A 20452-nucleotide genomic window follows, 5' to 3' on the forward strand; every position below is an offset into this window, starting at 1 on the left:
CGTCGCGTCGGGTGCCGGCGTCCGGGCCCGGTCAGCTCGGGGCGCCCCAGATGGTGGCTGCCGTGGTGAAGGAGCGGGTTGACCGATCGGGAATAGTGGAAGGGGTGACGCTGATCGATGAGGGTGACGACCCGTACCGCTGGCTGGAGCAACTCGACGCGGAGCCGGCAGCCGCCTGGGTCCGCGAGCGCAACGCGGCGACCGTCGCGGCGCTGACCGGCGACGACGCGTTCGCGGCGGCGCAGGCCGAGATCCGGCAGGTGCTCGACGCCGACGACCGCATCCCGTACCCCGGCTGGCGCGGCGACGGGTTCTACTACGGCTTCTGGCGGGACGCGGCGCACCCCCGGGGGCTGTGGCGGCGTACCACGCTGGCGGAGTACCGGCGGCCCGAGCCGGCCTGGGACGTGCTGCTCGACCTGGACGCGCTGGCCGCCGCCGAGGACGAGAACTGGGTCTGGGGCGGGGTGACGGTGCTGCGGCCCGGCCACCGGCGCTGCCTGGTCAGCCTGTCGCGGGGCGGCAAGGACGCGGTGGTGGTCCGCGAGTACGACCTCGACACCCGCAGCTTCGTGCCCGACGGGTTCACCCTCGCCGAGGCCAAGAGCGACGTCACCTGGATCGACGTCGACCGGATCTACGTCGGCACCGACCTCGGCCCCGGCTCGCTGACCGTTTCCGGCTACCCGAGGGTGATCCGCCGGTGGCGGCGGGGCACCCCGTTGGGTGCGGCCGAGATCGTCTACGAGGGGCAGGCCGAGGACGTCTCCGCGTACGCCTCGCACGATCCGACACCCGGGTACGAACGGGACTTCGTCGGCCGCAGCCTGGACTTCTACCGGACCCGCAGTTTCCTGCTGACCCCCGACGGCGACCGGATCCCCGTCCCGGTGCCCGAGGACGCCCAGTGGGACGTGCACCGGCAGTGGCTGGTGATCCGGTTGCGGACCCCGTGGGAGGTCGCCGGGGTCACCCATCCGGCGGGGGCGCTGCTGGTGGCCCGGTTCGACGACTTCCTCGCCGGGGGCCGCGACCTCACCGTGCTGTTCGAGCCCGACGAGCGGACCGCGCTGAGCTACCACGTCTGGACCCGTAACCACCTGATCCTGGCCACCCTGGTCGACGTACGGCGGCGGTTGGAGGTGCTCACCCCCGACGGGTCGGGCTGGCGGCGGACGCCGTTGGCCGGGGTGTCGGCCGACGACGACACCTGGATCGTGGACACCGATCCGGACCTCGGCGACGACTACCTGATCGCCTCCACCGGCTACCTGCGGCCGCCGACGCTGCGGCTGGGCCGGGTCGGCGGGCCGGTCGAGACCCTCAAACGGGAGCCGGCGTTCTTCGACACCACCGGGCTGACCGTGCGCCAGTTCTTCGCCACCTCGGCCGACGGGACCCGGGTGCCCTACACCGTGGTCGGCCCCCCGACGGCGTCCGCCGGGCCGACCCTGCTCACCGGGTACGGCGGGTTCGAGATCTCGCTGACGCCGCACTACGACGGGGTGATCGGCCGGGGTTGGCTGGCCCGGGGCGGCAGCTACGTGGTGGCGAACATCCGGGGCGGCGGGGAGTACGGCCCGCGCTGGCACCGGGCGGCGCTGCGCGAGAACCGCCCCCGGGCGTACGAGGACTTCGCCGCCGTCGCCGCCGACCTGGTGGCCCGGGGGATCACCACCGCGCCGCAGCTCGGCGTCGAGGGCGGCAGCAACGGCGGGCTGCTGATGGGGGCGATGCTGACCCGTTGTCCGACGCTGGTCGGCGCGGTGGTGGCGAACGTGCCGCTGCTGGACATGCGCCGCTACCACCTGCTGCTCGCCGGGGCGTCCTGGACGGCCGAGTACGGCGACCCGGACGACCCGGACGACTGGGCGTTCCTGCGGGAGTACTCGCCGTACCACAACGTGCGGGCCGGGGTGACGTACCCGCCGGTCCTGTTCGTCACCTCGACCCGGGACGACCGGGTGCACCCGGGGCACGCCCGGAAGATGGCCGCGCTGCTGGCCGGGCACGGCCACGACGTGTCGTACTACGAGAACGTGGAGGGTGGGCACGGCGCGGCGAGCAACAACGAGCAGCGGGCGTTCCTGTCGGCGCTGACGTTGCGTTTTCTGTGGCGGCGACTGGGCGGTCGGTGAAGGCACGCCGGGCCCGGGGTGTCCCGGTCTCTCCCGGGGACGAAGGCGGCTGCCCGCAGGGGCAACCCGGACTGCCCGCAGGACCGGCCGGCGACCGGGGGACGGACCGGCAGATCCGGTGCACGCTGGTGCGGACCCGCCCACCGACCGGGAGACAGGCGTGTATCCGCATCAGGACGTCCAGCCGGCGCCGTGGCAACACACGTTCGCCACCACCTTCGCCTGGCTCGCCGAGCACGAGCCGGCGTACTTCCAGCGCCTCACCTGGGCCGAGACCCAGCAGAACCCCACCTGCCTGGCGATGTTCCATGCCTGGGCCGACGAGCAGGCCGCCCACACCGGCGTCGACCAGCTGCGCCGTAGCCTGGCCACGATCACGCTGCTCCAGCAGCACGCCAGTGGGCAGCTGGACCGGGACCACCTCGTCGTCGCGTTGGTGGAGACCGTCCGGCCGCCGTGGGTCGACCACCCCCTGGCGACGGCGTTCGGGGAGGTCGATCCGACGCTCGTCGCGGAGTTCGCCCAGCTCGACGACATGTTCGCGCTGGTCGCCCGGTTGACGCAGGTGTTCGAGGCAGACACCGGGTTCGCGTTCGCCCTCTGGTCGGTGGCCGCCGAGGCCCTCGCCGGCGAGGTCGCCGGGGCGTACCTGCCGTACTTCGCCGCAGCGTGCGACGAGCACCTGCGGCAGTGGTATCTGACCGCCACCGTCGCGCAACCGGACCTGCCCGGTCAGCTTGGGGGCCCGGCACCTGACGGCGGCGACCAGCCGGCGACCCGGTGGCTGGACTACCTGGACCCCGACCAGTTCCCGCAGGTGCTGGCGGACTGCCCGGACCTCGCCGCCGACATCGCCGACTACAACACGCAGGTGTACGCGTTCAATCTGGCCGGGCCGTACCAGGAGGAGTACCGGTCGTCGGTGCACGGTGCCATGGCCCGCGTGCTGGCCTGGTACGCCCACCGGCAACCGGTGATCCTGGGTCGCCTCCAGGCGTTCGTCGGGCCGCAGGGGCAGCCCGACGATCCGGCGACCGCCCATCTGCTGGCCCTCGCCCCGCAGTGGGAGCAGCTCCGCCAGACCTGCGGGCTTCTCACCGCCGCCCTCGAACCCGACTTCACCGGATATCCGCCGGCCCAGCCGTTGCCGGTCCGGGAACAGATCGCGGCGGCGGCGCGGGCCCGGCTGGCGGCCAGGGAGAGCCAACCGGGCGGTGCGGAACCGCCGGGACCGGTCGGGGTGCCGAGAGCCGTCGAGGTGCCGCGTCCACCATCGCGCCGGCCCGAACGGGACGAGCAGGGCGAACGGCCGGCTCCGGGTGGCATCACCGACGAGCAGTGGCGGCAGATCGCGGCGATCCTGCCGGGCGGCAACTCGCAGCGGAGCCGGCGGTACGACCTCCGGCTGATCGTGGAAGGGATCCACCACCACAAACGCACCGGCTGCGCCTGGTTGAACATGCCGGGGCACTATCCACCCGCGCGGACCCTCACCAAGTACCAGTCGACCTGGGAGGGTGACGGCACCATGCGCCTGATCGAGGCGATCCTGGGCTAGCTGGACGGCAGGTGCTCCCGGCGGCACGGGTGGCGGTGAGGGTGCGTCGCCCGGCGGGGCGGTGCCGGGTCAGCGGCGGGACGGGGTGCCCGCCGTCGCCGGGGCCTGCGCCATCCGGGTCGCCCAGTCCAGGGCGTAGTCGGCGACCGCCTCCCAGCCCGGCTCACCCACCGTGAAGTGCGAGCGGCCGGGGAACTCGTGGTACGCGGTGACCGCCCGCGACTTCTGGTAGAGCCCGGCGTTCGCCTTGACCAGCGACGGCGGGGCCACGTGGTCCTGGCCGCCGGCGATCAGCAGCAGCGGCGGCCGGTCGTCGCGGCCGGTGTCGACCGTCGCGGCGGAGTGCGGGTCGAGGTTGGCGAACGCCCCCTCGAACAGCACGTGTCCGGCGGCCGGGACGGCGTAGCGCCGCCAGGCCCGGTCGGAGTCGTCCGGTTGGAGCGTGTTGCCGAAGGCGTACCGGAACTCGTCCGGGCTGATCTGCACCCCCCGGTGCCGGTTGACCGGGCTGCGCAGCACCGGGTACGACGCCCGCAGCGTGCTGATCGGCAGCCGGAGCACCCCCTTGACCGGGGCGGACGCGACCGCCACGACGGCCGCGCCGAGCTGCCGGTCGGCGAGCACCTGGGCGACCAGCCCGCCGAACGAGTGGCCGATCACGATCGGTGCGCCGGGCAGCTCGCGGATCACCGTCGCGTAGTGGTCGATGATCTGGCGCAGGGTGGTGCCGGCGATGGTGCCGGGGTCGGCGCGTAGTGCGGTCACCTCCCGGTCGAAGCCGGGCCAGGCGGGGGCGAGCACCCGGAACCCGCGTGCTTCGTACCGCTCCGCCCAGCCCTCCCAACTGCGTGGTGTCATCCACAGCCCGTGCACGAACACCACCGTGTCGACCCGCCCCTCCGACGCGTTCCCCATGCGGTCCTCCCCGACCTCGCCCCGACCGCGGCGGCATACCCACCTTCCACCGCCCGATGCCCCGCGCCGGGACCCGCCTGTCCGCCCGGGATGAGGGGCGAACGGTGCCGGGTGCGGGACGCCGGATGGTGGGAGACCGACATTCCTGTCAGGCATAAAAATGCCCAGCAGGCATACGACTCCGGCGCGGAACGGACACCGGGTGCGACACCGCTGACATTTGTCACGGGTGGAAGGTGACGGGCGGGCCGGGAAGGAGCCGGCCGGCGGGCGCACGCTCGGTGGCATGAGAAGTGAGTGTCCGGCCGTCGAGTTGAGCGGCCTGCGGAAGAGCTTCGGGCCGGTGACCGCCGTCGACGGGCTCGACCTGACCATCCACCCGGGCGAGGTGGTGGCCTTTCTCGGCCCCAACGGCGCCGGCAAGACCACCACGATCGACATGCTGCTCGGCCTGGCCCGTCCCGACGCCGGGGAGGTCCGGCTGCTCGGCGGCACCCCCGCCGAGGCCGTCCGCCACGGCCGGGTCGCCGCCGTCATGCAGAGCGGCGGCCTGCTCAAGGATCTCACCGTCGCCGAGACGGTACGGATGACCGCGTCCTTCTTCGGCCGGACCCGGCCGGTCACCGAGGTGCTGACCCGGGCCGGGATCGCCGACCTGGCCGACCGGCTCGTCGGGAAGTGTTCCGGGGGCCAGCAGCAGCGGCTGCGGTTCGCGTTGGCCCTGCTCTCCGATCCGGACGTGATGGTCCTCGACGAGCCGACCACCGGCATGGACGTCGAGGGACGACGCGACTTCTGGCAGGCGATCCGGGCCGACGCCCGGTCCGGCCGGACGATCATCTTCGCCACCCACTACCTCGACGAGGCCGACGCGTACGCCGACCGGATCGTGCTGGTCCGGCAGGGCCGGGTGGTCGCCGACGGCACCACCGCCGAGATCAAGAACCTGGCCGCCGGCCGGATCGTCCGGGCCACCCTGCCCGACGCCGACCAGTCCGGCCTGGCCGCGCTGCCCGGCGTGGAGGCCGTCGAGGTACGCGGCGACGCCGTGCTGATCCGTACCGGCGACTCGGACGCCGTCGCCCGGCACCTGCTCACCCGCACCGCCGCCCGGGACCTGGAGATCACCTCCCGCAACCTGGAGGACGCCTTCCTGGCCCTGACCGCCACCGACGCCACCCCGCCCGACACCAACCCCGCCGAAGCCGTCCCCACCGCGACCGTTGGAGCCTGAGATGACCACCTCCGCCCTGACCACCCCCACCGCGGACCGCCGGCCGCCGGCCCTCGGCGGGTTCTCCCCGACGGTGCTGCTGATCGAGATGCGCCGGGTGCTGCGCAACCGGCGGACCCTGCTGTTCACGATGGTCATGCCGGCGGTGTTCTTCCTGCTGTTCGGGCTGCCGCAGCGCGGCGAGACACTGCCCAACGGCCGGCAGGTGCTCGCCTGGATCATGGTCAGCCTCGCCGTCTACGGGGCGATGGTGGCCACCACCAGCGCGGGCGCGGCGGTCGCCACGGAACGGGCCCTGGGCTGGAGCCGTCAGCTCCGGCTCACCCCGCTGCACCCGGCCGCGTACGTCGCCACGAAGGTCGCCACGGCGATGGTGCTCGGGCTGGTCGCGGTCGTGATCGAGTTCGCGGTCGGGGCCGCCGCCGGGGTCCGGCTGCCGGTGTCCGTCTGGCTGCTGGCCGGGTCGGCGGCCTGGCTCGGCTCGCTGGTCTTCGCCGCGCTGGGCCTGCTCATCGGCTACCTCGGCCCGGCCGAGAACGTCATGCAGTTCATGGGGCCGGTGCTCGCCCTGCTCGCCATGTTCGGCGGCCTGTTCCTGCCGGTGGAGATGCTGCCCGACGTGATGCAGCGGATCGCCCAGTTCACCCCCGTGTGGGGGGTGGGTCAACTGGCCCGCGCGCCGCTGACCGGTGACCCGGTGAGCGTCGGGGTGCTCGTCAACCTGCTCGGCTGGACGGCGGGCTTCGCCCTCGGCGCGGCCCGGCTGTTCCGCCGCGACACCCGGCGGGTCTGAGCGGTGGCCCGGCACCGGTGGGCCCGGACACCGGCCGGCGGGGACTAGCGTGGACCCGATGGACCTCCCGTTCGACCGGCCGTCGCCGGTGACCCGCCGCTGGCGGGTCACCGGCTGGCTGCTCGCCGGGGTGTGGCTGTTCTTCCTCAACATCCCGCTGTTCACCGCCGTACACCAGGCGCAACCCTGGCGGCGGGCGGTGGGGGTGGGCACCCTGGTCGTCTTCGGCGTGCTCTACGTGCTGATCTTCCAGTGGGCGCGCGGCCTGCGTCAGGCGCACCGGCCGATCCCGGTCGGTCGGGCGCGGGCGTCGGTGGGGCTGCTGCTCGCGTTCGGCCTGGCCGGCATCCCCGGCACCGCGGGGGACTGGCTGACCACCCTGGTCTTCGTCGCGGCGGCGGCGGTGTTCCTGCTGCCCCCGGTGGACGCCCTGGTGGTGGTCGTGCTGTGCGCGCTGACCCCACCTGTCGCCGCCGCGCTGGTGCCCGGCTGGGAGGCGGAGAGCACCGTCGTCTTCGCGGTGCTGCTCGCCTCGTTCGCCATGTTCGGGGTGAGCCGGCTGGCGCAGCGCAACGGCGAACTGCGGGCCGCCCAGGCCGAGATCCGCCGGCTCGCGGTCGCCGAGGAACGCGCCCGCACCGCCCGCGACCTGCACGACATCCTCGGGCACTCGCTGACCGTGGTGGCGGTCAAGGCGGAGCTGGCCGGGCGGCTGCTGGAGCTGGACCCGGCCCGCGCCGGCACCGAGATCGCCGACGTCGAGCGGCTGGCCCGGCAGGCGCTGGCCGACGTGCGACGTACCGTCGGGGCGTACCGGGAGATCAGCCTGAGCGGCGAGCTGGCCGGCGCCCGGACGGCGCTGGCGGCAGCGGGCATCGTCGGTGACCTGCCGGACGACCTGCCGGCGCTGCCGGCGGCGCGGGAGGAACTGTTCGGCTGGGCGGTCCGGGAGGGAGTGACGAACGTGGTGCGGCACAGCGGCGCACGGCGGTGCGTGATCCGGGTCCACCCGGACCGGGTGGAGATCGCCGACGACGGGCGCGGGCCGGCCGGGCCGCAGCCGCCCGGCGACGGCGGGCACGGGCTGCTCGGCCTGCGGGAACGCAGCCGGCGGCTCGACGGCACCGTGACGGTCGGCCGACGGCCGGACGGCACCGGGTTCCTGCTGCGGGTCACCGTGCCGGTGGAGCAGCGGTGAACGAACCGATCCGGCTGCTGCTCGCCGACGACCAGGCGCTGGTCCGGGGCGCACTGGCCGCGCTGCTGTCGCTCGAACCGGATCTGGACGTGGTGGCCGAGGTGGGTCGGGGTGACGAGGTGGTGGACGCGGCCCGCCGCACCCGTCCGGACGTGGCGCTGCTCGACGTGGAGATGCCGGGGCTGGACGGCATCGCCGCGACCGCCACGCTGCGGGCCGCGCTGCCCGGCTGCCGGGTGCTGGTGGTCACCACCTTCGGTCGGCCCGGCTACCTGCGGCGGGCGATGGAGGCCGGGGCGGGCGGCTTCGTGGTCAAGGACACCCCGGCCCGGCAACTCGCCGACGCGGTCCGCCGGGTGCACGCCGGGCTGCGGGTGGTCGACCCGGCGCTGGCGGCGGAGACCCTCGCGGCCGGGACGAGCCCGCTGACCGAACGGGAGACGGCGGTGCTGCGGGCGGCCCGGGGCGGTGGCACGGTGGCCGACCTGGCGGCGGCGCTGCACCTGTCCGAGGGGACGGTCCGCAACCACCTGTCGGCGGCGATCGGCAAGACCGGCGCCCGCAACCGGGCCACCGCCGTCCGGCTCGCCGAACAGAACGGCTGGCTGCTCGGCGACTGAACCGGGGTGAGACGGCCGGGCTCAGGACGTGGTCAGGGCGTCGACGACGACCAGTTCGGTGCCGGGGCGGACCTCGTCGAGGAGGGTCTGCTGGGCGGTGCGGGTCAGCCGGATGCAGCCGTTGGTGACGTCCTCGCCGAGGGTGTCGTCGTCCTGCCAGGTGTGCAGGCCGATGTGCGCGCCCCGCAGCCCGGTGGGCACCGCCTCCGGGTCGTCGGGGACGGCACCGAGGGCGAAGACGTCCACCCCGCCGTAGACCGGTTCGGGGGGCGGCGTGGTGCCGAGGATGAAGGTGCGGCCGAGGGGAGTCTCCTGGCCGGGCTGGCCGAGGCTGACCGACCAGGTGTGCACCGGTTGGCCGTGCCGGTACCAGGTGAGGCGGTGGGTGCGCCGCTGCACCACGATCTGGTCCCGCAGCACGACGGAACTCCAGCCCCCCTCGGGTAGCCAGGCCAGTCGACGGTTCGCCGAGGGCAGCAGGACCGCCGTCCAGCCGGTGCGCCGTTGCACCACCGGCATGGTCAGCTCCACCCCGCTGATGCTGGGGGCGAGCAGGGCGCGGGGGCGTCCGCCCGGTGCGTCGTACGCGGCGATGTTCCGGGTCGGGGTGACGCCCTCGGTCAACGGGGTGACGTCCAGCGGGTGCGGGTCGGCCGGGAAACCGGCGGGGGCCGGGTCGTAGTCGATCACGGGCAGTCCGGGCGGGGCCGGCGCGGCGGGCGGCACGGTCTCGTCCTCCTGCGGGACGGCCACGGTCGGTGGCGGGGCCGCCCGACGGGTCGGGGTGGGCGCGTCGTAGCGCAGCGCCACCCCGACGAGCAGGGCCAGCACCAGCAACGCCGGTACGCAGGCGACGGCGACGAGCGGCCCCCGGCCCCACCGTTCGATCATCCGGTCAAAAGCCACGAAACAACTCTAAAGGGTAGGTAGCTCCGCCCGGCGTGAATCGTCCGGACGGGCCGTCGGTCCCCGACCCGCCCCCGCCGGGACGCCGTACGCCGGGCCCTACACGCGCCCCGGACCGGGGTGGTTCGACAATCCACCGAGAATTTTCACCACCCGCACTGATCCGTACGCGCCGGAGGTCCGTACTGGAGGTGGGAGCAGGGTCGGCCGGTGGTGGCGCCGCCGTTAGACGATCGAGGAGCAGATGGCCCGGGCAAAGCAGAACGAGAAGGCGGCGACCGTCCGGACCTCCACCAGCAGCCGTGGTGTCCGGACAGTGTCGAAGGGCACGATGGCGCTGATGGTGGCGTCCGCGCTGGGGCTGTTCTGGGCCGGGGTCGAGATGACCGGCAACGGCACGGCGATGTACGCGTACGGGTTCTTCTTCACCGAGTTCTTCGCCGGGGTGGTCGCCCTGGTGTCGCTCAGCCTCACCGTGATGATGGGCCTGCTCGCCACCGACCGGCTGGTCCTCATGATCCGCCACCGGGTGCTCCTGCAGTCCGCGCACCGGGCCACCGGCATCCTCGGCGTCGCCGGCCTGGTCTTCCACGTCATCACCAAGATCGCCATCGGTCGGGCCGGACCCACCGACGCCGTGGTGCCGTTCATCGGCGGCAGCGGGCTCTACGTCGGGCTCGGCACCGTGGCCGCCTTCCTCATGGTGAGCGTGCTGTGGACCGGCCTCATCCGGGTCCGCTTCGCCGGGGTCGGACCCAAGTGGTTCTGGCGCAGCCTGCACTCCCTGGCGTACCTGTCCTGGCCGTTCGCCCTGTTCCACGGCCTCAACGCCGGCCGGGCCGCCAAGTCCTGGGTGGTGCTCAGCTACCTGGCCTGCGTCCTGCTGGTGGTGGTGGCGCTACTGGTGCGGATGTCGGTCTACCTCGGCAAGCGCAGCCGCGAGCAGCAGCAGGCCGTCGCGTTGAACAAGGCCATGACGGGCAAGGGCGTCGACGAGGGCAAGGGCCGCACGCTGCTCACCGGGCTCGGCCGCAAGAAGGAGGAGGAGAAGGAGAGCCGGAGCAGCTGGGCCGAGACCGCCCTCGCCCCGTCCTGGAACGCGCCGACCGGCAGCGCCCGGCGTCGCGACCCCGAGCGGTTCACCGTCCCCGTCGTCCCCGAACCGGGCACCCTGCGCGAACCCGTGCGGGGCGGCCGGGGCCGTACCACCCAGGAGAGCGAGCCGGCCCCCCGCCGCGAGCGCGACCTGGAACCGGCCGCGCGCCGACGGACCGTCGAGCGGGACGACCGTGACGAGCGACCCCGCCGCCGCGACGAGGACGTCGCCCCGGTCTCCGGTGCCCGCCGTTCCCGCTACGACGAGGACGTGGCCCCGGTCTCCGGCGGCCGTCGCTCCCGCTACGAGGAGGAGGCGGCCCCCGTCTCGGGCAGCCGTCGCTCCCGCTATGAGGAGGAGGTGGCCCCGGTCTCCGGCAGCCGTCGCTCCCGCTACGACGAGGACGTCGCCCCGGTCTCCGGCAGCCGTCGCCGCGACCGCGACCGCGACGAGGACGTCGCACCGGTCTCCGGCGCCCGGCGTTCCCGCTACGAGGAGGACGTGGCCCCGGTCTCCGGTGGTCGTCGCTCCCGGTACGAGGAGGAGGTGGCCCCGGTCTCTGGCAGCCGTCGCTCCCGCTACGAGGAGGACATCGCCCCCGTCTCCACCGGCCGCCGGGCCCGACGGGACGACGACGACCGGGCCGCCCGCTACTCGGCCCCGCCCCGGCGGCGCACCGAGGAGCCGGAGGAGCCGTGGGACAGCCCGCGCCGCTGGGAGGGGTCCGACCGGCCCGTCTCGGCCGAACCGATCTCCGCCGCCCCGCGTAGCGGCTCCGGCCGGCACAGCGTCGAGCCGGACGTGCCGGAGGAGCCGGACTACTGGCGTCCGCCGGCCCGCTACGTCGCCGACGACATCCCCGTCGACGACACCCCGACCCTGGTCGACCTGGCCTCCCGGCGGGCCCGCAAGGCCACCGGCGACAGCCGCAGCCGGCGCAAGGGCAAGGCCAACGCGGACGCCGTCGACGGGGCGTACTGGGCCGGGCTGCGCGGTGAGGCCAAGTGATGCGGACCAAGGTGCCACCGGTCGCCTGCATCGGCGAGCCCCGGCTCACCGCCGGCTTCGCCGAGTTCGGCCGGCTGGACCTGATGGCACACGAGATGGAGCACGGGCCGATCGGCCCGATGGAACCGGCCAACCTGCTCCGGTTGGCCGAAGCCATCCAGCTCAAGGGCAAGGGCGGGGCGGGTTTCCCGTTCTACCGCAAGTTCAAGGCGGTGCTGGAGTCCTGCGAGCGGCAGGACCTGCCCGCCGTGGTGGTGGTCAACGCCACCGAGGGGGAACCGGCGAGTTGGAAGGACAAGGTGCTGCTCACCCGGGCCCCGCACCTCATCCTCGACGGTGCCGCCCTGGCCGCGTACGCGCTGGACGCCGAGGAGATCGTGCTCTGTGTCGCCGACGACCTGATCGGCCGGGACTCGCTCACCGAGGCCCTCGCCGAACGCCGGATGCCGGTGCCCACCACCATCGTCACCGTGCCGCACCGGTTCATCTCCGGTGAGGGCGGCGCACTGGTCAACGGGATCAACGGCCTGCCGCACATCCCGCCGGGCACCAAGAAGCGGTCCAGCGACTCGGGCGTGCGCAACCTACCCACCCTGCTGTCCAACGCCGAGACGTACGCCCAGGTGGCGATCGCCGCCCGGCTCGGCCCGTACGAGTATGCCGCGCTCGGCACCGACGACGAGCCCGGCACCGTGCTGCTCACCGTGACCGGCCAGGCCAAGCGCGCCGCCGTGGTGGAGTGCGCCGCCGGCACCCCGCTGCGGGACATCCTCGACCTGTGCGAGGTGCCGGAGGGGCCGGGCATCCTGATGGGCGGCTACCACGGCCGCTGGATCACCTGGGAGGCGGCGCAGCGGGCCGAGATCACCCGCAAGAGTCTCACCAGCGTCGGCGGCACCCTGGGCGCGGGCATCATCATCCCGCTCGGCCGGGACACCTGCCCGCTCGGCGAGGCCGCCCAGGTGGTCCGCTACCTGGCCGGGGAGTCCGCCGGGCAGTGCGGGCCGTGCAAGCGTGGCCTGCCCGACCTGGCCCGCGCCGTCGACCTGGCGGTCTCCGGCAGCGCCCCGGTGGAGGTGGTCCGGGCCGCCGCCGGTGACGTGAAGGGCCGGGGCGCGTGCAGCCACCCCGACGGCACCTCCCGCTTCGCCCTCTCCGCGATGGAGGTGTTCGCCGACGACCTGCGGCAGCACACCACCGGTGAGGGGTGCGGCAAGCGGGTCAAGGGCGTGATGGGGCTGCCCGGCGCGCCCGACGCCAACCCCCGCAAGCTCACCCTGGACTGGTCCCGCTGTGACGGGCACGGGCTGTGCGCCCACGTCGTACCGGACTTCATCCGGCTCGACGGCAACGGATACCCCGCCTTCCCGTCCACCCCTGTGCCGACCTGGCTGAAGGAAGGTGCGATGAAGGCGGTCAAGGTCTGCCCCGAACTCGCGCTGCGGCTGGTCGAGGCCGAGTAGCACCACCGAGAGGAGCACCGGATGCGGTCGTCGTCACCCAGCAACGGGCCGGAGGGCCGCCCGGCCGCCCGGTTCACCGTCGCCGCCACCCTCGCCGGCACCCTGCTGGCCGCCTCGGCCTGCGCCGTGGGGCCGACGGCGGCGCAGCCGGCCGCCGAGGTCGCCGTCCCGGTCGCCACCGCGCCGAACTCCGCCGCGCCGTCGTCCGCCGCGCCCGCCCCGACCGGCGCACCCGCCGTGGTGCCCGACGCGCTGCGCTTCACCGCCAGGACCCTCGACGGTACGGCGTTCTCCGCCGCTGCCCTGGCCGGCCGCCCGGTGGTGCTGTGGTTCTGGGCGCCGTGGTGCGCCACCTGCGCCAGCCAGGCGTGGACGGTCGCCGAGATCGCCCCGAAGTACCGGGACACCGTGCCGATCGTCGGGGTCGCCGGCCTCGGCGAGCAGAAGGCGATGCGCAGCTTCGTCACCGAGTTCGAACTCGGCGGCACCACCCAGATCGACGACCGGGCCGGCGCGCTGTGGCGGCGCTTCGAGATCGTCGAACAGAGCACCTTCCTGATCATCGACCGGGAGGGGAAGGTCGTCCACCAGGGCTTCCTCGACGGCGAGGACCTCACCCGCCGGGTCGCCGCCCTGGCCGGCTGATGACCGGCCCGCTGCTGCTCGCACTGACCGCCGGGATGCTCGGCGCGGTCAACCCGTGCGGCTTCGCGATGCTGCCGGCGTACCTGTCGCTGCTGGTCGCCGGGCCGGCGGACGGCCGGGGCGCGATCGGCCGGGCACTGACCGCGGCGGCCGGCCTGACCTGCGGGTACGTGGTGGTGTTCGGGGCCTTCGGGCTGGCCGTCGCACCGTTGGCGGACTGGCTGCGCCCCCGGCTGCCCTGGCTGACCGTGACCCTCGGGTTGGGCCTGCTGGCGCTCGGGTTGTGGCTGCTCGCCGGTCGCCGGCTGCCCACCCCGCGTCCGTCGGCCCGCGCCCCCCGGCTGACCCGTTCGCTGCCGTCCATGGCGCTGTTCGGCATGGCGTACGCGCTGGCGTCGCTGAGCTGCTCCATCGCCCCGTTCCTGGCGATCGTGGTGACCAGCCTCCAGGCCGGCTCGACCCTGCGCGGGCTGGCGCTGTTCGTCGCGTACGCGGTCGGAATGGGGTTGGTGGTGGCGGTGGCGGCGCTCGGCGTGGCGCTGCTGCGCGGCCGGGTGGTGCGTGGGCTGCGCGGCGTCGGCGCGTGGGTGTCCCGGCTCAGCGGCCTGGTGCTGCTCGTCGCCGGCGGCTACGTCGCCTGGTACGGCTGGTACGAGGTCCGCCTCGCCCAGGGTCGACACGACGCCTTCGGTGACCCGGTGGTGGTCGGCGCGGCCCGGGTGCAACGGATGCTGGTGACGGCGCTGGACACGGCCGGCCCGGCGGTGCTCGCCGGGTTGCTGGTCGTACTGCTCGGGGTGGCGGCGCTGCGGCACCGTGGCCGAACCCGCACCGCGGACGCCGAACGGACGTGAGGACGGTGGGCGGCGGGTGCCCGCAGGACCCCGCCGCCCACCGGACGCCTCAGCGCAGCGGGGTGAGCCGGTCGGTGCCGAGCCGGTCGCGCAGCACCTCGGGCACCAGCACCGAGCCGTCGGGCTGCTGGAACTGCTCCAGGATGGCCGGGAAGAGCCGGCTGGTGGCCAGCGCCGACCCGTTGAGCGTGTGCACGAAGCGGGTCTGCTTGCCGCCCGGCTCGCGGTACCGGATGGCGGCCCGGCGGGCCTGGTAGTCGCCGGCCCAGGAGACCGACGACACCTCCTTGTACTTGCCGGTGCTCGGCATCCACACCTCGATGTCGAGGGTCTTCTTCATCGAGGCGCTGGCGTCACCGGCGGACAGCAGGCTGCGCTGGTAGTGCAGGCCCAGCTTCTCGACCAGGCTCTCCGCGTGGCCGAGCATCTCCTCCAGCGCCGCGTCGGCCTGCTCGGGCAGGGTGAACTGGAAGATCTCCACCTTGTTGAACTGGTGCCCGCGTACGGTGCCGCGCTCGTCGGAGTGCGAACCGGCCGCCTCCCGCCGGTAGCAGGGGGTGTAGGCGAACGCCTTCAGCGGCAGCTTGGAGGTCTCCAGGATCTCGTCCTGGTAGGCGCCGAGGATCGCCGTCTCCGAGGTGGGCAGCAGGAACTGCCCGCGTGGGGCGGACTCCCGGTCCAGGTGGTAGACGTCGTCGTAGAACTTGGGGAACTGCCCGGCGGCGAAACCGGCGGTGTCGAGCAGCAGGTGCGGCGGGAGCAGGAACTCGTAGCCGGCCCGCACGTGCTCGTCGATGAACCAGTTGATCAGCGCCCACTCCAGCCGGGCGCCCAGGCCGGTGTACATCCAGAAGCCCGAACCGCCGAGCTTGACGCCCCGCTCGTGGTCGACCAGGCCGAGTGCCCGGCTCAGCTCCACGTGGTCGCGGATCTTCTCGATGACCGGGGGCTCACCGAAGGTCTTCACCACCCGGTTGGCCTCCTTGCCGCCGGGCACCACGTCGTCGGCGGGCAGGTTGGGCAGCTCGCTCATCGTGCCGCGCAGCCGGGACTGCACCTCGTCGAGCTGGGACTCCAGCTCGGCGAGCTGCTTACGCTCGACCTCCGGCGCGACGGACTCCGGCGTGGTGCCGGCCCGCTTCGCCTGCGCGTACGCCCGGGCGTCGGCCTTGCGGCGCTGCCGCTCGGCATCGATCTCCGTGATCAGGGCGCGGCGTTCCTGGTCGAGTCGCTGGATGTCGTCCAGGACCCGGTTGACCTCGGCGGGATCCAGTCGCTTCGCGAGCGCGGTCGCCACCGCCTCGCGATCCTTCCGGATCAACTCCATGTCGAGCATGCTGCTCCGTGCTCCGTCCAGGCGGTCAGGGTGGGACCCACCGATGCTACCGTCGCGCCCGCCGCCACCCGGCCCCGGCCGGAGCCCCGCCTCCACGGCGCTGCCCGCCCGACCGCCGCCTGCGGCCGGTCGTGTCCGCGCTGGCGGGACCGCCGGCCGGCGGTGCCGCAGACGCCCGTCGTCGTCCGATCCCGACAGCTGCCGCCGTCGACCCGACCGGTGACCCACGGTGATCGGTCGACGTCGGCCTCCCTGTATCACTGAGCGTTACTGCCGGAGGGTCGCTTTACCGTGCCCTGCTGGGCCCTCAGCGGGAGAACCCCATTCGAGCTGCTCAAACTTGGCATCACCCCGCCACCCCCCACCACCCCCCTCTCGACGCTTTGCTCTGCTGCCGTTGGCGCGACGGTTACCCGCCGTGCCGGTCGCGTCGGTGGCAGCAGAGCAAAGCGGGCGCAGGGGAGGAGGCGGGGCGGGGTCGGTGCTACTTTCCGTAATCGGATGTGGACGTCGTTGTCCGTCGGTGGCGCACCGGCAGGCCCGGTGCCGACGCCGGGCCCCCCGACGACCGCCGGCTGTGCTGCCGCCGGCCGCGACCGTCAGAGCCGGATCGGCATCAGGATCGAGAAGGTGTCCTCGTCGTCGGGGCGGCGGACAGCCAACGGGGCGATCGGACCGTCGAGTTCCAGCACCAGCTGCGGGCCACCGGCGGCGTCCAGCGCCTCGAGCAGGAAGTCCCCGTTCACCCCGACCAACAGGTCGGTCGGGTCCGGCCCGGCCAGTTCGGCCGCACCGACCAGCCGCAGCCCGTCACGGTCGTCCACCCCCAGCACCGTCACCGGCAGCGCCACCCCCTCGTGTTCCCGGGTGACAGCGGGGGTGCCGGCACGCAGGGCGGCACGCAGGGTCGCCACGTCGACCGGGACCTGCCGGGCCGGTGCGCCCGCCGGTCGGTGCAGCAGCCGCCGGTAGTCGGTGAACTCGTAGGGCAGCACCGACGCACCGGCCTCGGCGTCGGCGACGGTGACGCTGACCCGGCCGGCGGCGATCGTCAGGTACGCCTGCTCCTGCCCGCCGGTGTCCAGCAGCGCCCGGAACTCGTCGACGGCCGCCGCCGGCAACAACGCCCGTACCGGCGGGCCGTCCACCCGGCCGCCGGCCCGGGCCAGCGCCATCCGGTACCTGTCGGTCGCCACCAACCGGACGCCGTCGGACTCCACGTCCAGCAGCACACCGCCGAGCACCGGCAGGTCGGGGTCGGTGCCGACGGCGAACCGGACGGCGTCGACGGCGGCGGCCAGGGCGGCGGGGGACAGGGTGATTCGGGTGGTCATCCAAGACTCCTCAGGATCGATCAGGGCACGGACCCGGGAGAGTTCGCGGCGGGCGTCGGCGAGACCGTCCTCCAACCGGCGCAGGTGCGCGTCGAGCAGCCGTCCGACCCGCGCCGGATCGTCCCGCAGCCGCAGGGCGGCGGTGATCCCGGCCAGCGGCATGCCGACCCGGCGCAGGCCGGCCACCAGCCGGGCCGGCGTCACCTGCGCGGCGGTGTACCAGCGGTAACCGTTCACCGGGTCGACGAGCGTCGGGGTCAGCACCCCGCACCGGTCGTAGAACCGCAGCGCGCTGACCGTCAGGCCACTGGCCCGGGCCAGCTCGCCGATACTCAGCAGCTCGCTCTCCACGCCCATGATGCTGTCGCCTCAACCAGCTCGAGGGTCAAGCCCGCACCGGTCGTCACCGTGATCCGGCGGTCGTCCCGTTACGGGAGCACCCGGAACGTGATCCCCGCCCGCACCAGCCGGTCCAGCAGCGCATCCCCCATCGCCGCCACCGGGGTGAGCTGTCCGCAGCTGACGGGCAGCTCGTCGTACGCCAGGCAGAGGGCCGACTCGGCGAGCATCTTGGCGGTCTCGTCGTAGCCGGGGTCACCGCCGCTGACCTCGGTGCGGACGGTCCGGCCGCCGCCCTCGCCGACGAACCGCACCCGGAACCACGACCGGGCCCGCTGCGCCGCGCTCGGCCCCTGCCCGGACGCGAGCCGGCCGAGCAGCCAACGCCTGGTCGGGGGCAGCTTCACCAGCCCGATCACCCCGGCCATCCCCGCCCCCGCCACCAGCACCGTCGGCAGCCGCCTGACGGCGGCGAAGTGCCGGTAGCGGAAGTCCGGACCGTACTCCGGGCGGGCGGCGGCGGACCGGCGCACCACCTGCGGGTCGATGGTGGGCAGTGGCACCGCCCACATGCCGGTCGCCGCCGAGCGGCCCAGCTTCCCGGCCACCGCGCGGACCCGGCGTCCGTCCGGCCGGGGCTCGACCGCCCGGCGGGCCCGCGCCGCCCGCTTCGTCTGCGCGGTACGGGAGAACGCGGTGAGCGCCGAATGGTACGTCCCGCCGGACAACCTCCCGCCGGCCCGGACGAACCCGTCGACGCTGATCGGCCCGTCCGCCGGCAACTGCCGGACCGTGTACCAGACGCCCAGGTCGTGTGGGACCGAGTCGAAACCGCAGGCGTGCACCAGCCGGGCCCCGGTGCGGACCGCCTCGGCGTGGTGCCGCACGTACATCAGGTCGACGAACTCCGGCTCGCCGGTGATGTCGAGATAGTCGGTGCCGGCGGCGGAACACGCGGCGACCAGCGGCTCCCCGTGGTGCACGTACGGCCCGACGGTGGTGGCGAGCACCCGGGTGCCCTCCGCCACCGCCCGCAGCGACCCGGCGTCGGTGACGTCGGCGGTCAGCAGCGGCAGCGTGACCAGGGCCGGGTCGACGGCGGCGAGCCGGTCCCGTACGGCCGCCAGCTTCGCCGGGTCACGGCCGGCCAGCGCCCACCGCAGCCCCGCCGGGGCGTGCCGGGCGAGGTACTCGGCGGTCAGCCCGCCGGTGAAGCCGGTCGCGCCGAACAGGACGATGTCGTACGGGCGGTCGGGGCGCATCCGCCGAGTGTGCCACCCGCGCCCGACCCGCACCGGCTGGGCGGGCCACCCGGCGGCTCAGCCGTGCGGGGTGAACACCGCCCGGACGCAGCCGTCGGCCCGGTCCCGGAACAGCGCGTACCCGGCCGGGCCCTCGTCCAGGTCGAACCGGTGCGTCGCCAGGTGCTCGGTCCGCAACTCGTCACGGGCCATCCGGTCCAGCAGCATCGGAATCCACCGTTGACCGTGCTGCCGGGCGCTGCGCACGGTGAGCCCCTTGTGCATCACCGCGCCCAGCGGGAAGGCGTCCACGAAACCGGTGAAGGTGCCCGAGACGAAGACCGTGCCGCCCTTACGACAGGCGTGCACCGCCTCCCGCACCGCCAACGGGTCCTCGACCGGGCCGCTCCGGCCGGTGAACCGGTCGGCCAGCGACAGCGGACGGCCACCGCCGTCGGCCACCCCGACCGCCTCCACGCACACGTCGGGACCCCGGCCACCACTGCGTTCCCGCAGTTCGGCGGGGACATCCGTGTGCTCGTAGTGCAGCGTCTCGGCACCGGTGTGCCGTTCGGCCATCCGCAGCCGCTCCGGATACCTGTCGATCACGATCACCCGGTCCGCACCGAGCACCGTCGCCGCCTGCGCGGTGAGCTGACCGACCGCGCCCGCCCCCCACACCGCCACCACGTCACCGGGGCGGACCGCACCCAGCTCGGCACCCATCCACCCGGCGGGGGCGGCGTCCGAGGCGAACACCGCCCGGTCGTCGCTGACCGGGTCGGGCACGGTGAACGCCCCCACGTCGGCGTACGGCACCCGGACGTACTCGGCGTGGCTGCCGGCGAACCCGCCCGCCGTACGGGGATGGCCGTAACAGCCGCCCGTGGGTTGCCCCCAGGCCGCCTCGGTGACCGCCGTGGCCGGCGCGCCGTTGTCGCAGCAGGAGTACAGCCCCTGCCGGCAGTACCAGCAGTTCCCGCAGGCCACGGCGGCGCAGACCACCACCCGGTCGCCGATGCGGTGCCGGCGCACCGCCGGGCCGACCTCGGCCACCTCGCCCAGGAACTCGTGTCCGAGCACGTCACCGGCGGCCAGGCCCGGCACCCGGCCGGCGAGCAACGGCAGGTCGGTCCCGCAGGTGGCGCTGCGCCGTACCCGCACGATCATGTCGTGGGCGTTGCGCAGCTCCGGGTCCGGCACCTGGCGTACTGCGAGCCGGTCGACGCCCTCCCAGCACAGCGCCCTCATCCGGGCACCGCCGGCCGGTCGGGGGCGGACCGCTCGACGGCCGGCCGGTCGGCACGCAGCACCTCACCGGTCTCGACGAGCTGCCGCACCGCGCGCAACACCTGCCGCAGGTAGCCGTCGGGGTCGTCACCGACCAGGTGGGCGGCCATCCCGGGCAGCGCGGCGCGCCCGCCGAGCGTCCGGACGGCCAGTTCGGCGCCGCGCCCGCCGGGGGCCGGCCGCAGATCCAGCTCCACGGCACCGGCCAGCGGTCGCAGCGGCTCCGGCCACCGCCCGTCGGGCAGCAGCTCCGCCGCCGGTACCCCGACCGTCACCACCTGCCAACGCCCCGCCCCGGCCGCCGCGCCGAACGCCGTGGCGGCGAGGATGACCGCTCCCCGGGTCAGCCGTCTCATCCGTACCACCCGCCTCTCCCGCCGGGACGTGCCCGCGCCGTCGGTACGGAGCCGTCCGGTGCGCCAATCGTCGGCGCGGCCCGGGTGAACCGGGCTCGTCCCGAAGGGGTGAACCGGGCCGTGCCGGG

At 74.3% G+C, this 20452-nt stretch carries 17 protein-coding genes; 10 read left to right on the forward strand and 7 right to left on the reverse strand.

From position 1 onward, the window contains the following. Positions 1 to 104 precede the first annotated feature (104 nt). Both ACN267_RS00670 and ACN267_RS00675 read left to right on the forward strand, forming a co-directional pair. The gene (locus ACN267_RS00670; protein WP_421487672.1) at positions 105 to 2138 is read left to right on the forward strand and encodes a prolyl oligopeptidase family serine peptidase; all 2034 of its coding nucleotides are present in this window, start codon (positions 105 to 107) and stop codon (positions 2136 to 2138) included. 160 nt (positions 2139 to 2298) lie between these two features. Beyond that, positions 2299 to 3696, forward strand: coding sequence for a transposase (locus tag ACN267_RS00675; protein WP_421487673.1), 1398 nt, complete (start codon positions 2299 to 2301; stop codon positions 3694 to 3696). Between the two features lie 69 nt (positions 3697 to 3765). Here the strand turns inward: ACN267_RS00675 and ACN267_RS00680 are convergent, their stop codons facing one another. Beyond that, the gene (locus tag ACN267_RS00680) at positions 3766 to 4611 is read right to left on the reverse strand and encodes an alpha/beta hydrolase (protein WP_421487674.1); all 846 of its coding nucleotides are present in this window, start codon (positions 4609 to 4611) and stop codon (positions 3766 to 3768) included. A 286-nt stretch (positions 4612 to 4897) separates the two neighbouring features. On the opposite strand from ACN267_RS00680, the gene ACN267_RS00685 reads away from it, so the two are divergent. The 4 genes from ACN267_RS00685 to ACN267_RS00700 are packed head-to-tail and all read left to right on the forward strand — an operon-like array spanning position 4898 to position 8456. Continuing rightward, positions 4898 to 5845: an ABC transporter ATP-binding protein gene (locus ACN267_RS00685; RefSeq protein ID WP_421483644.1), complete on the forward strand. Its 948-nt coding sequence runs from the start codon at positions 4898 to 4900 to the stop codon at positions 5843 to 5845. A gap of 1 nt (position 5846) precedes the next feature. After that, positions 5847 to 6638: an ABC transporter permease gene (locus ACN267_RS00690; protein ID WP_421483643.1), complete on the forward strand. Its 792-nt coding sequence runs from the start codon at positions 5847 to 5849 to the stop codon at positions 6636 to 6638. Positions 6639 to 6696: 58 nt separating this feature from the next. Next, entirely contained in the window at positions 6697 to 7836 is a 1140-nt protein-coding gene (locus tag ACN267_RS00695) for a sensor histidine kinase (RefSeq protein ID WP_421487675.1), read from the forward strand. Next, positions 7833 to 8456, forward strand: coding sequence for a response regulator (locus tag ACN267_RS00700; RefSeq protein WP_421487676.1), 624 nt, complete (start codon positions 7833 to 7835; stop codon positions 8454 to 8456). Before ACN267_RS00695 ends, ACN267_RS00700 begins: the two co-directional genes overlap by 4 nt. Positions 8457 to 8477: 21 nt before the next feature. On the opposite strand, the gene ACN267_RS00705 is transcribed toward ACN267_RS00700, so the two are convergent. Next, positions 8478 to 9362 carry a L,D-transpeptidase gene (locus ACN267_RS00705; protein ID WP_281895166.1) on the reverse strand — a complete coding sequence of 295 codons (885 nt, stop codon included), beginning with the start codon at positions 9360 to 9362 and terminating at the stop codon, positions 8478 to 8480. A gap of 244 nt (positions 9363 to 9606) precedes the next feature. Here ACN267_RS00705 and ACN267_RS00710 point away from each other — a divergent pair, with 244 nt between their 5' ends. From ACN267_RS00710 to ACN267_RS00725, 4 genes are read left to right on the forward strand one after another with little or no spacing between them, the layout of a single operon-like run. Then, on the forward strand, positions 9607 to 11466 hold the full coding sequence (locus ACN267_RS00710; protein WP_421487677.1) for a hypothetical protein: 1860 nt from the start codon (positions 9607 to 9609) through the stop codon (positions 11464 to 11466). Continuing rightward, positions 11463 to 12929 (forward strand): NADH-quinone oxidoreductase subunit NuoF family protein, encoded by a 1467-nt coding sequence (locus ACN267_RS00715; protein ID WP_204959480.1) that lies wholly within the window; start codon positions 11463 to 11465, stop codon positions 12927 to 12929. Before ACN267_RS00710 ends, ACN267_RS00715 begins: the two co-directional genes overlap by 4 nt. 21 nt (positions 12930 to 12950) lie before the next feature. Further along, positions 12951 to 13574: a TlpA family protein disulfide reductase gene (locus tag ACN267_RS00720; protein ID WP_421487678.1), complete on the forward strand. Its 624-nt coding sequence runs from the start codon at positions 12951 to 12953 to the stop codon at positions 13572 to 13574. Further along, complete coding sequence (locus ACN267_RS00725; protein ID WP_421487679.1) at positions 13574 to 14428, forward strand: cytochrome c biogenesis CcdA family protein; 855 nt, start codon at positions 13574 to 13576, stop codon at positions 14426 to 14428. The genes ACN267_RS00720 and ACN267_RS00725 overlap by 1 nt, the downstream gene beginning before the upstream one ends. A 49-nt stretch (positions 14429 to 14477) precedes the next feature. Here ACN267_RS00725 and serS read toward each other — a convergent pair whose 3' ends face one another. The 5 genes from serS to ACN267_RS00750 form a co-directional block, all read right to left on the reverse strand. Next, positions 14478 to 15764 (reverse strand): serine--tRNA ligase, encoded by a 1287-nt coding sequence (gene serS, locus ACN267_RS00730; protein WP_281895181.1) that lies wholly within the window; start codon positions 15762 to 15764, stop codon positions 14478 to 14480. Between the two features lie 599 nt (positions 15765 to 16363). After that, positions 16364 to 17455 (reverse strand): MerR family transcriptional regulator, encoded by a 1092-nt coding sequence (locus ACN267_RS00735; protein WP_421487680.1) that lies wholly within the window; start codon positions 17453 to 17455, stop codon positions 16364 to 16366. A 71-nt stretch (positions 17456 to 17526) separates the two neighbouring features. Continuing rightward, positions 17527 to 18699, reverse strand: a complete 1173-nt coding sequence (locus ACN267_RS00740; protein WP_204959476.1) for a saccharopine dehydrogenase family protein — start codon at positions 18697 to 18699, stop codon at positions 17527 to 17529. 57 nt (positions 18700 to 18756) lie between these two features. Further along, positions 18757 to 19929, reverse strand: a complete 1173-nt coding sequence (locus ACN267_RS00745) for a zinc-dependent alcohol dehydrogenase (RefSeq protein ID WP_421487681.1) — start codon at positions 19927 to 19929, stop codon at positions 18757 to 18759. After that, a complete protein-coding gene (locus ACN267_RS00750; protein ID WP_421487682.1) occupies positions 19926 to 20324 on the reverse strand; it encodes a hypothetical protein in 399 nt (132 codons plus the stop codon). Before ACN267_RS00750 ends, ACN267_RS00745 begins: the two co-directional genes overlap by 4 nt. Between the last annotated feature and the right edge of the window lie 128 nt (positions 20325 to 20452).

The organism is Micromonospora sp. WMMD734, assembly GCF_049178975.1.
Lineage (GTDB): Bacteria > Actinomycetota > Actinomycetes > Mycobacteriales > Micromonosporaceae > Micromonospora > Micromonospora wenchangensis.

What these genes read in the sequence shown, in the direction of transcription:
- ACN267_RS00680 (WP_421487674.1), bottom strand. Translation starts at nt 4,611, where the DNA reads ATGGGGAACGCGTCGGAGGGGCGGGTCGACACGGTGGTGTTCGTGCAC.
- ACN267_RS00685 (WP_421483644.1), top strand. Translation starts at nt 4,898, where the DNA reads ATGAGAAGTGAGTGTCCGGCCGTCGAGTTGAGCGGCCTGCGGAAGAGC.
- ACN267_RS00690 (WP_421483643.1), top strand. Translation starts at nt 5,847, where the DNA reads ATGACCACCTCCGCCCTGACCACCCCCACCGCGGACCGCCGGCCGCCG.
- ACN267_RS00695 (WP_421487675.1), top strand. Translation starts at nt 6,697, where the DNA reads ATGGACCTCCCGTTCGACCGGCCGTCGCCGGTGACCCGCCGCTGGCGG.
- ACN267_RS00710 (WP_421487677.1), top strand. Translation starts at nt 9,607, where the DNA reads ATGGCCCGGGCAAAGCAGAACGAGAAGGCGGCGACCGTCCGGACCTCC.
- ACN267_RS00720 (WP_421487678.1), top strand. Translation starts at nt 12,951, where the DNA reads ATGCGGTCGTCGTCACCCAGCAACGGGCCGGAGGGCCGCCCGGCCGCC.
- ACN267_RS00725 (WP_421487679.1), top strand. Translation starts at nt 13,574, where the DNA reads ATGACCGGCCCGCTGCTGCTCGCACTGACCGCCGGGATGCTCGGCGCG.
- serS (WP_281895181.1), bottom strand. Translation starts at nt 15,764, where the DNA reads ATGCTCGACATGGAGTTGATCCGGAAGGATCGCGAGGCGGTGGCGACC.
- ACN267_RS00735 (WP_421487680.1), bottom strand. Translation starts at nt 17,455, where the DNA reads ATGGGCGTGGAGAGCGAGCTGCTGAGTATCGGCGAGCTGGCCCGGGCC.
- ACN267_RS00740 (WP_204959476.1), bottom strand. Translation starts at nt 18,699, where the DNA reads ATGCGCCCCGACCGCCCGTACGACATCGTCCTGTTCGGCGCGACCGGC.
- ACN267_RS00745 (WP_421487681.1), bottom strand. Translation starts at nt 19,929, where the DNA reads ATGAGGGCGCTGTGCTGGGAGGGCGTCGACCGGCTCGCAGTACGCCAG.
- ACN267_RS00750 (WP_421487682.1), bottom strand. Translation starts at nt 20,324, where the DNA reads ATGAGACGGCTGACCCGGGGAGCGGTCATCCTCGCCGCCACGGCGTTC.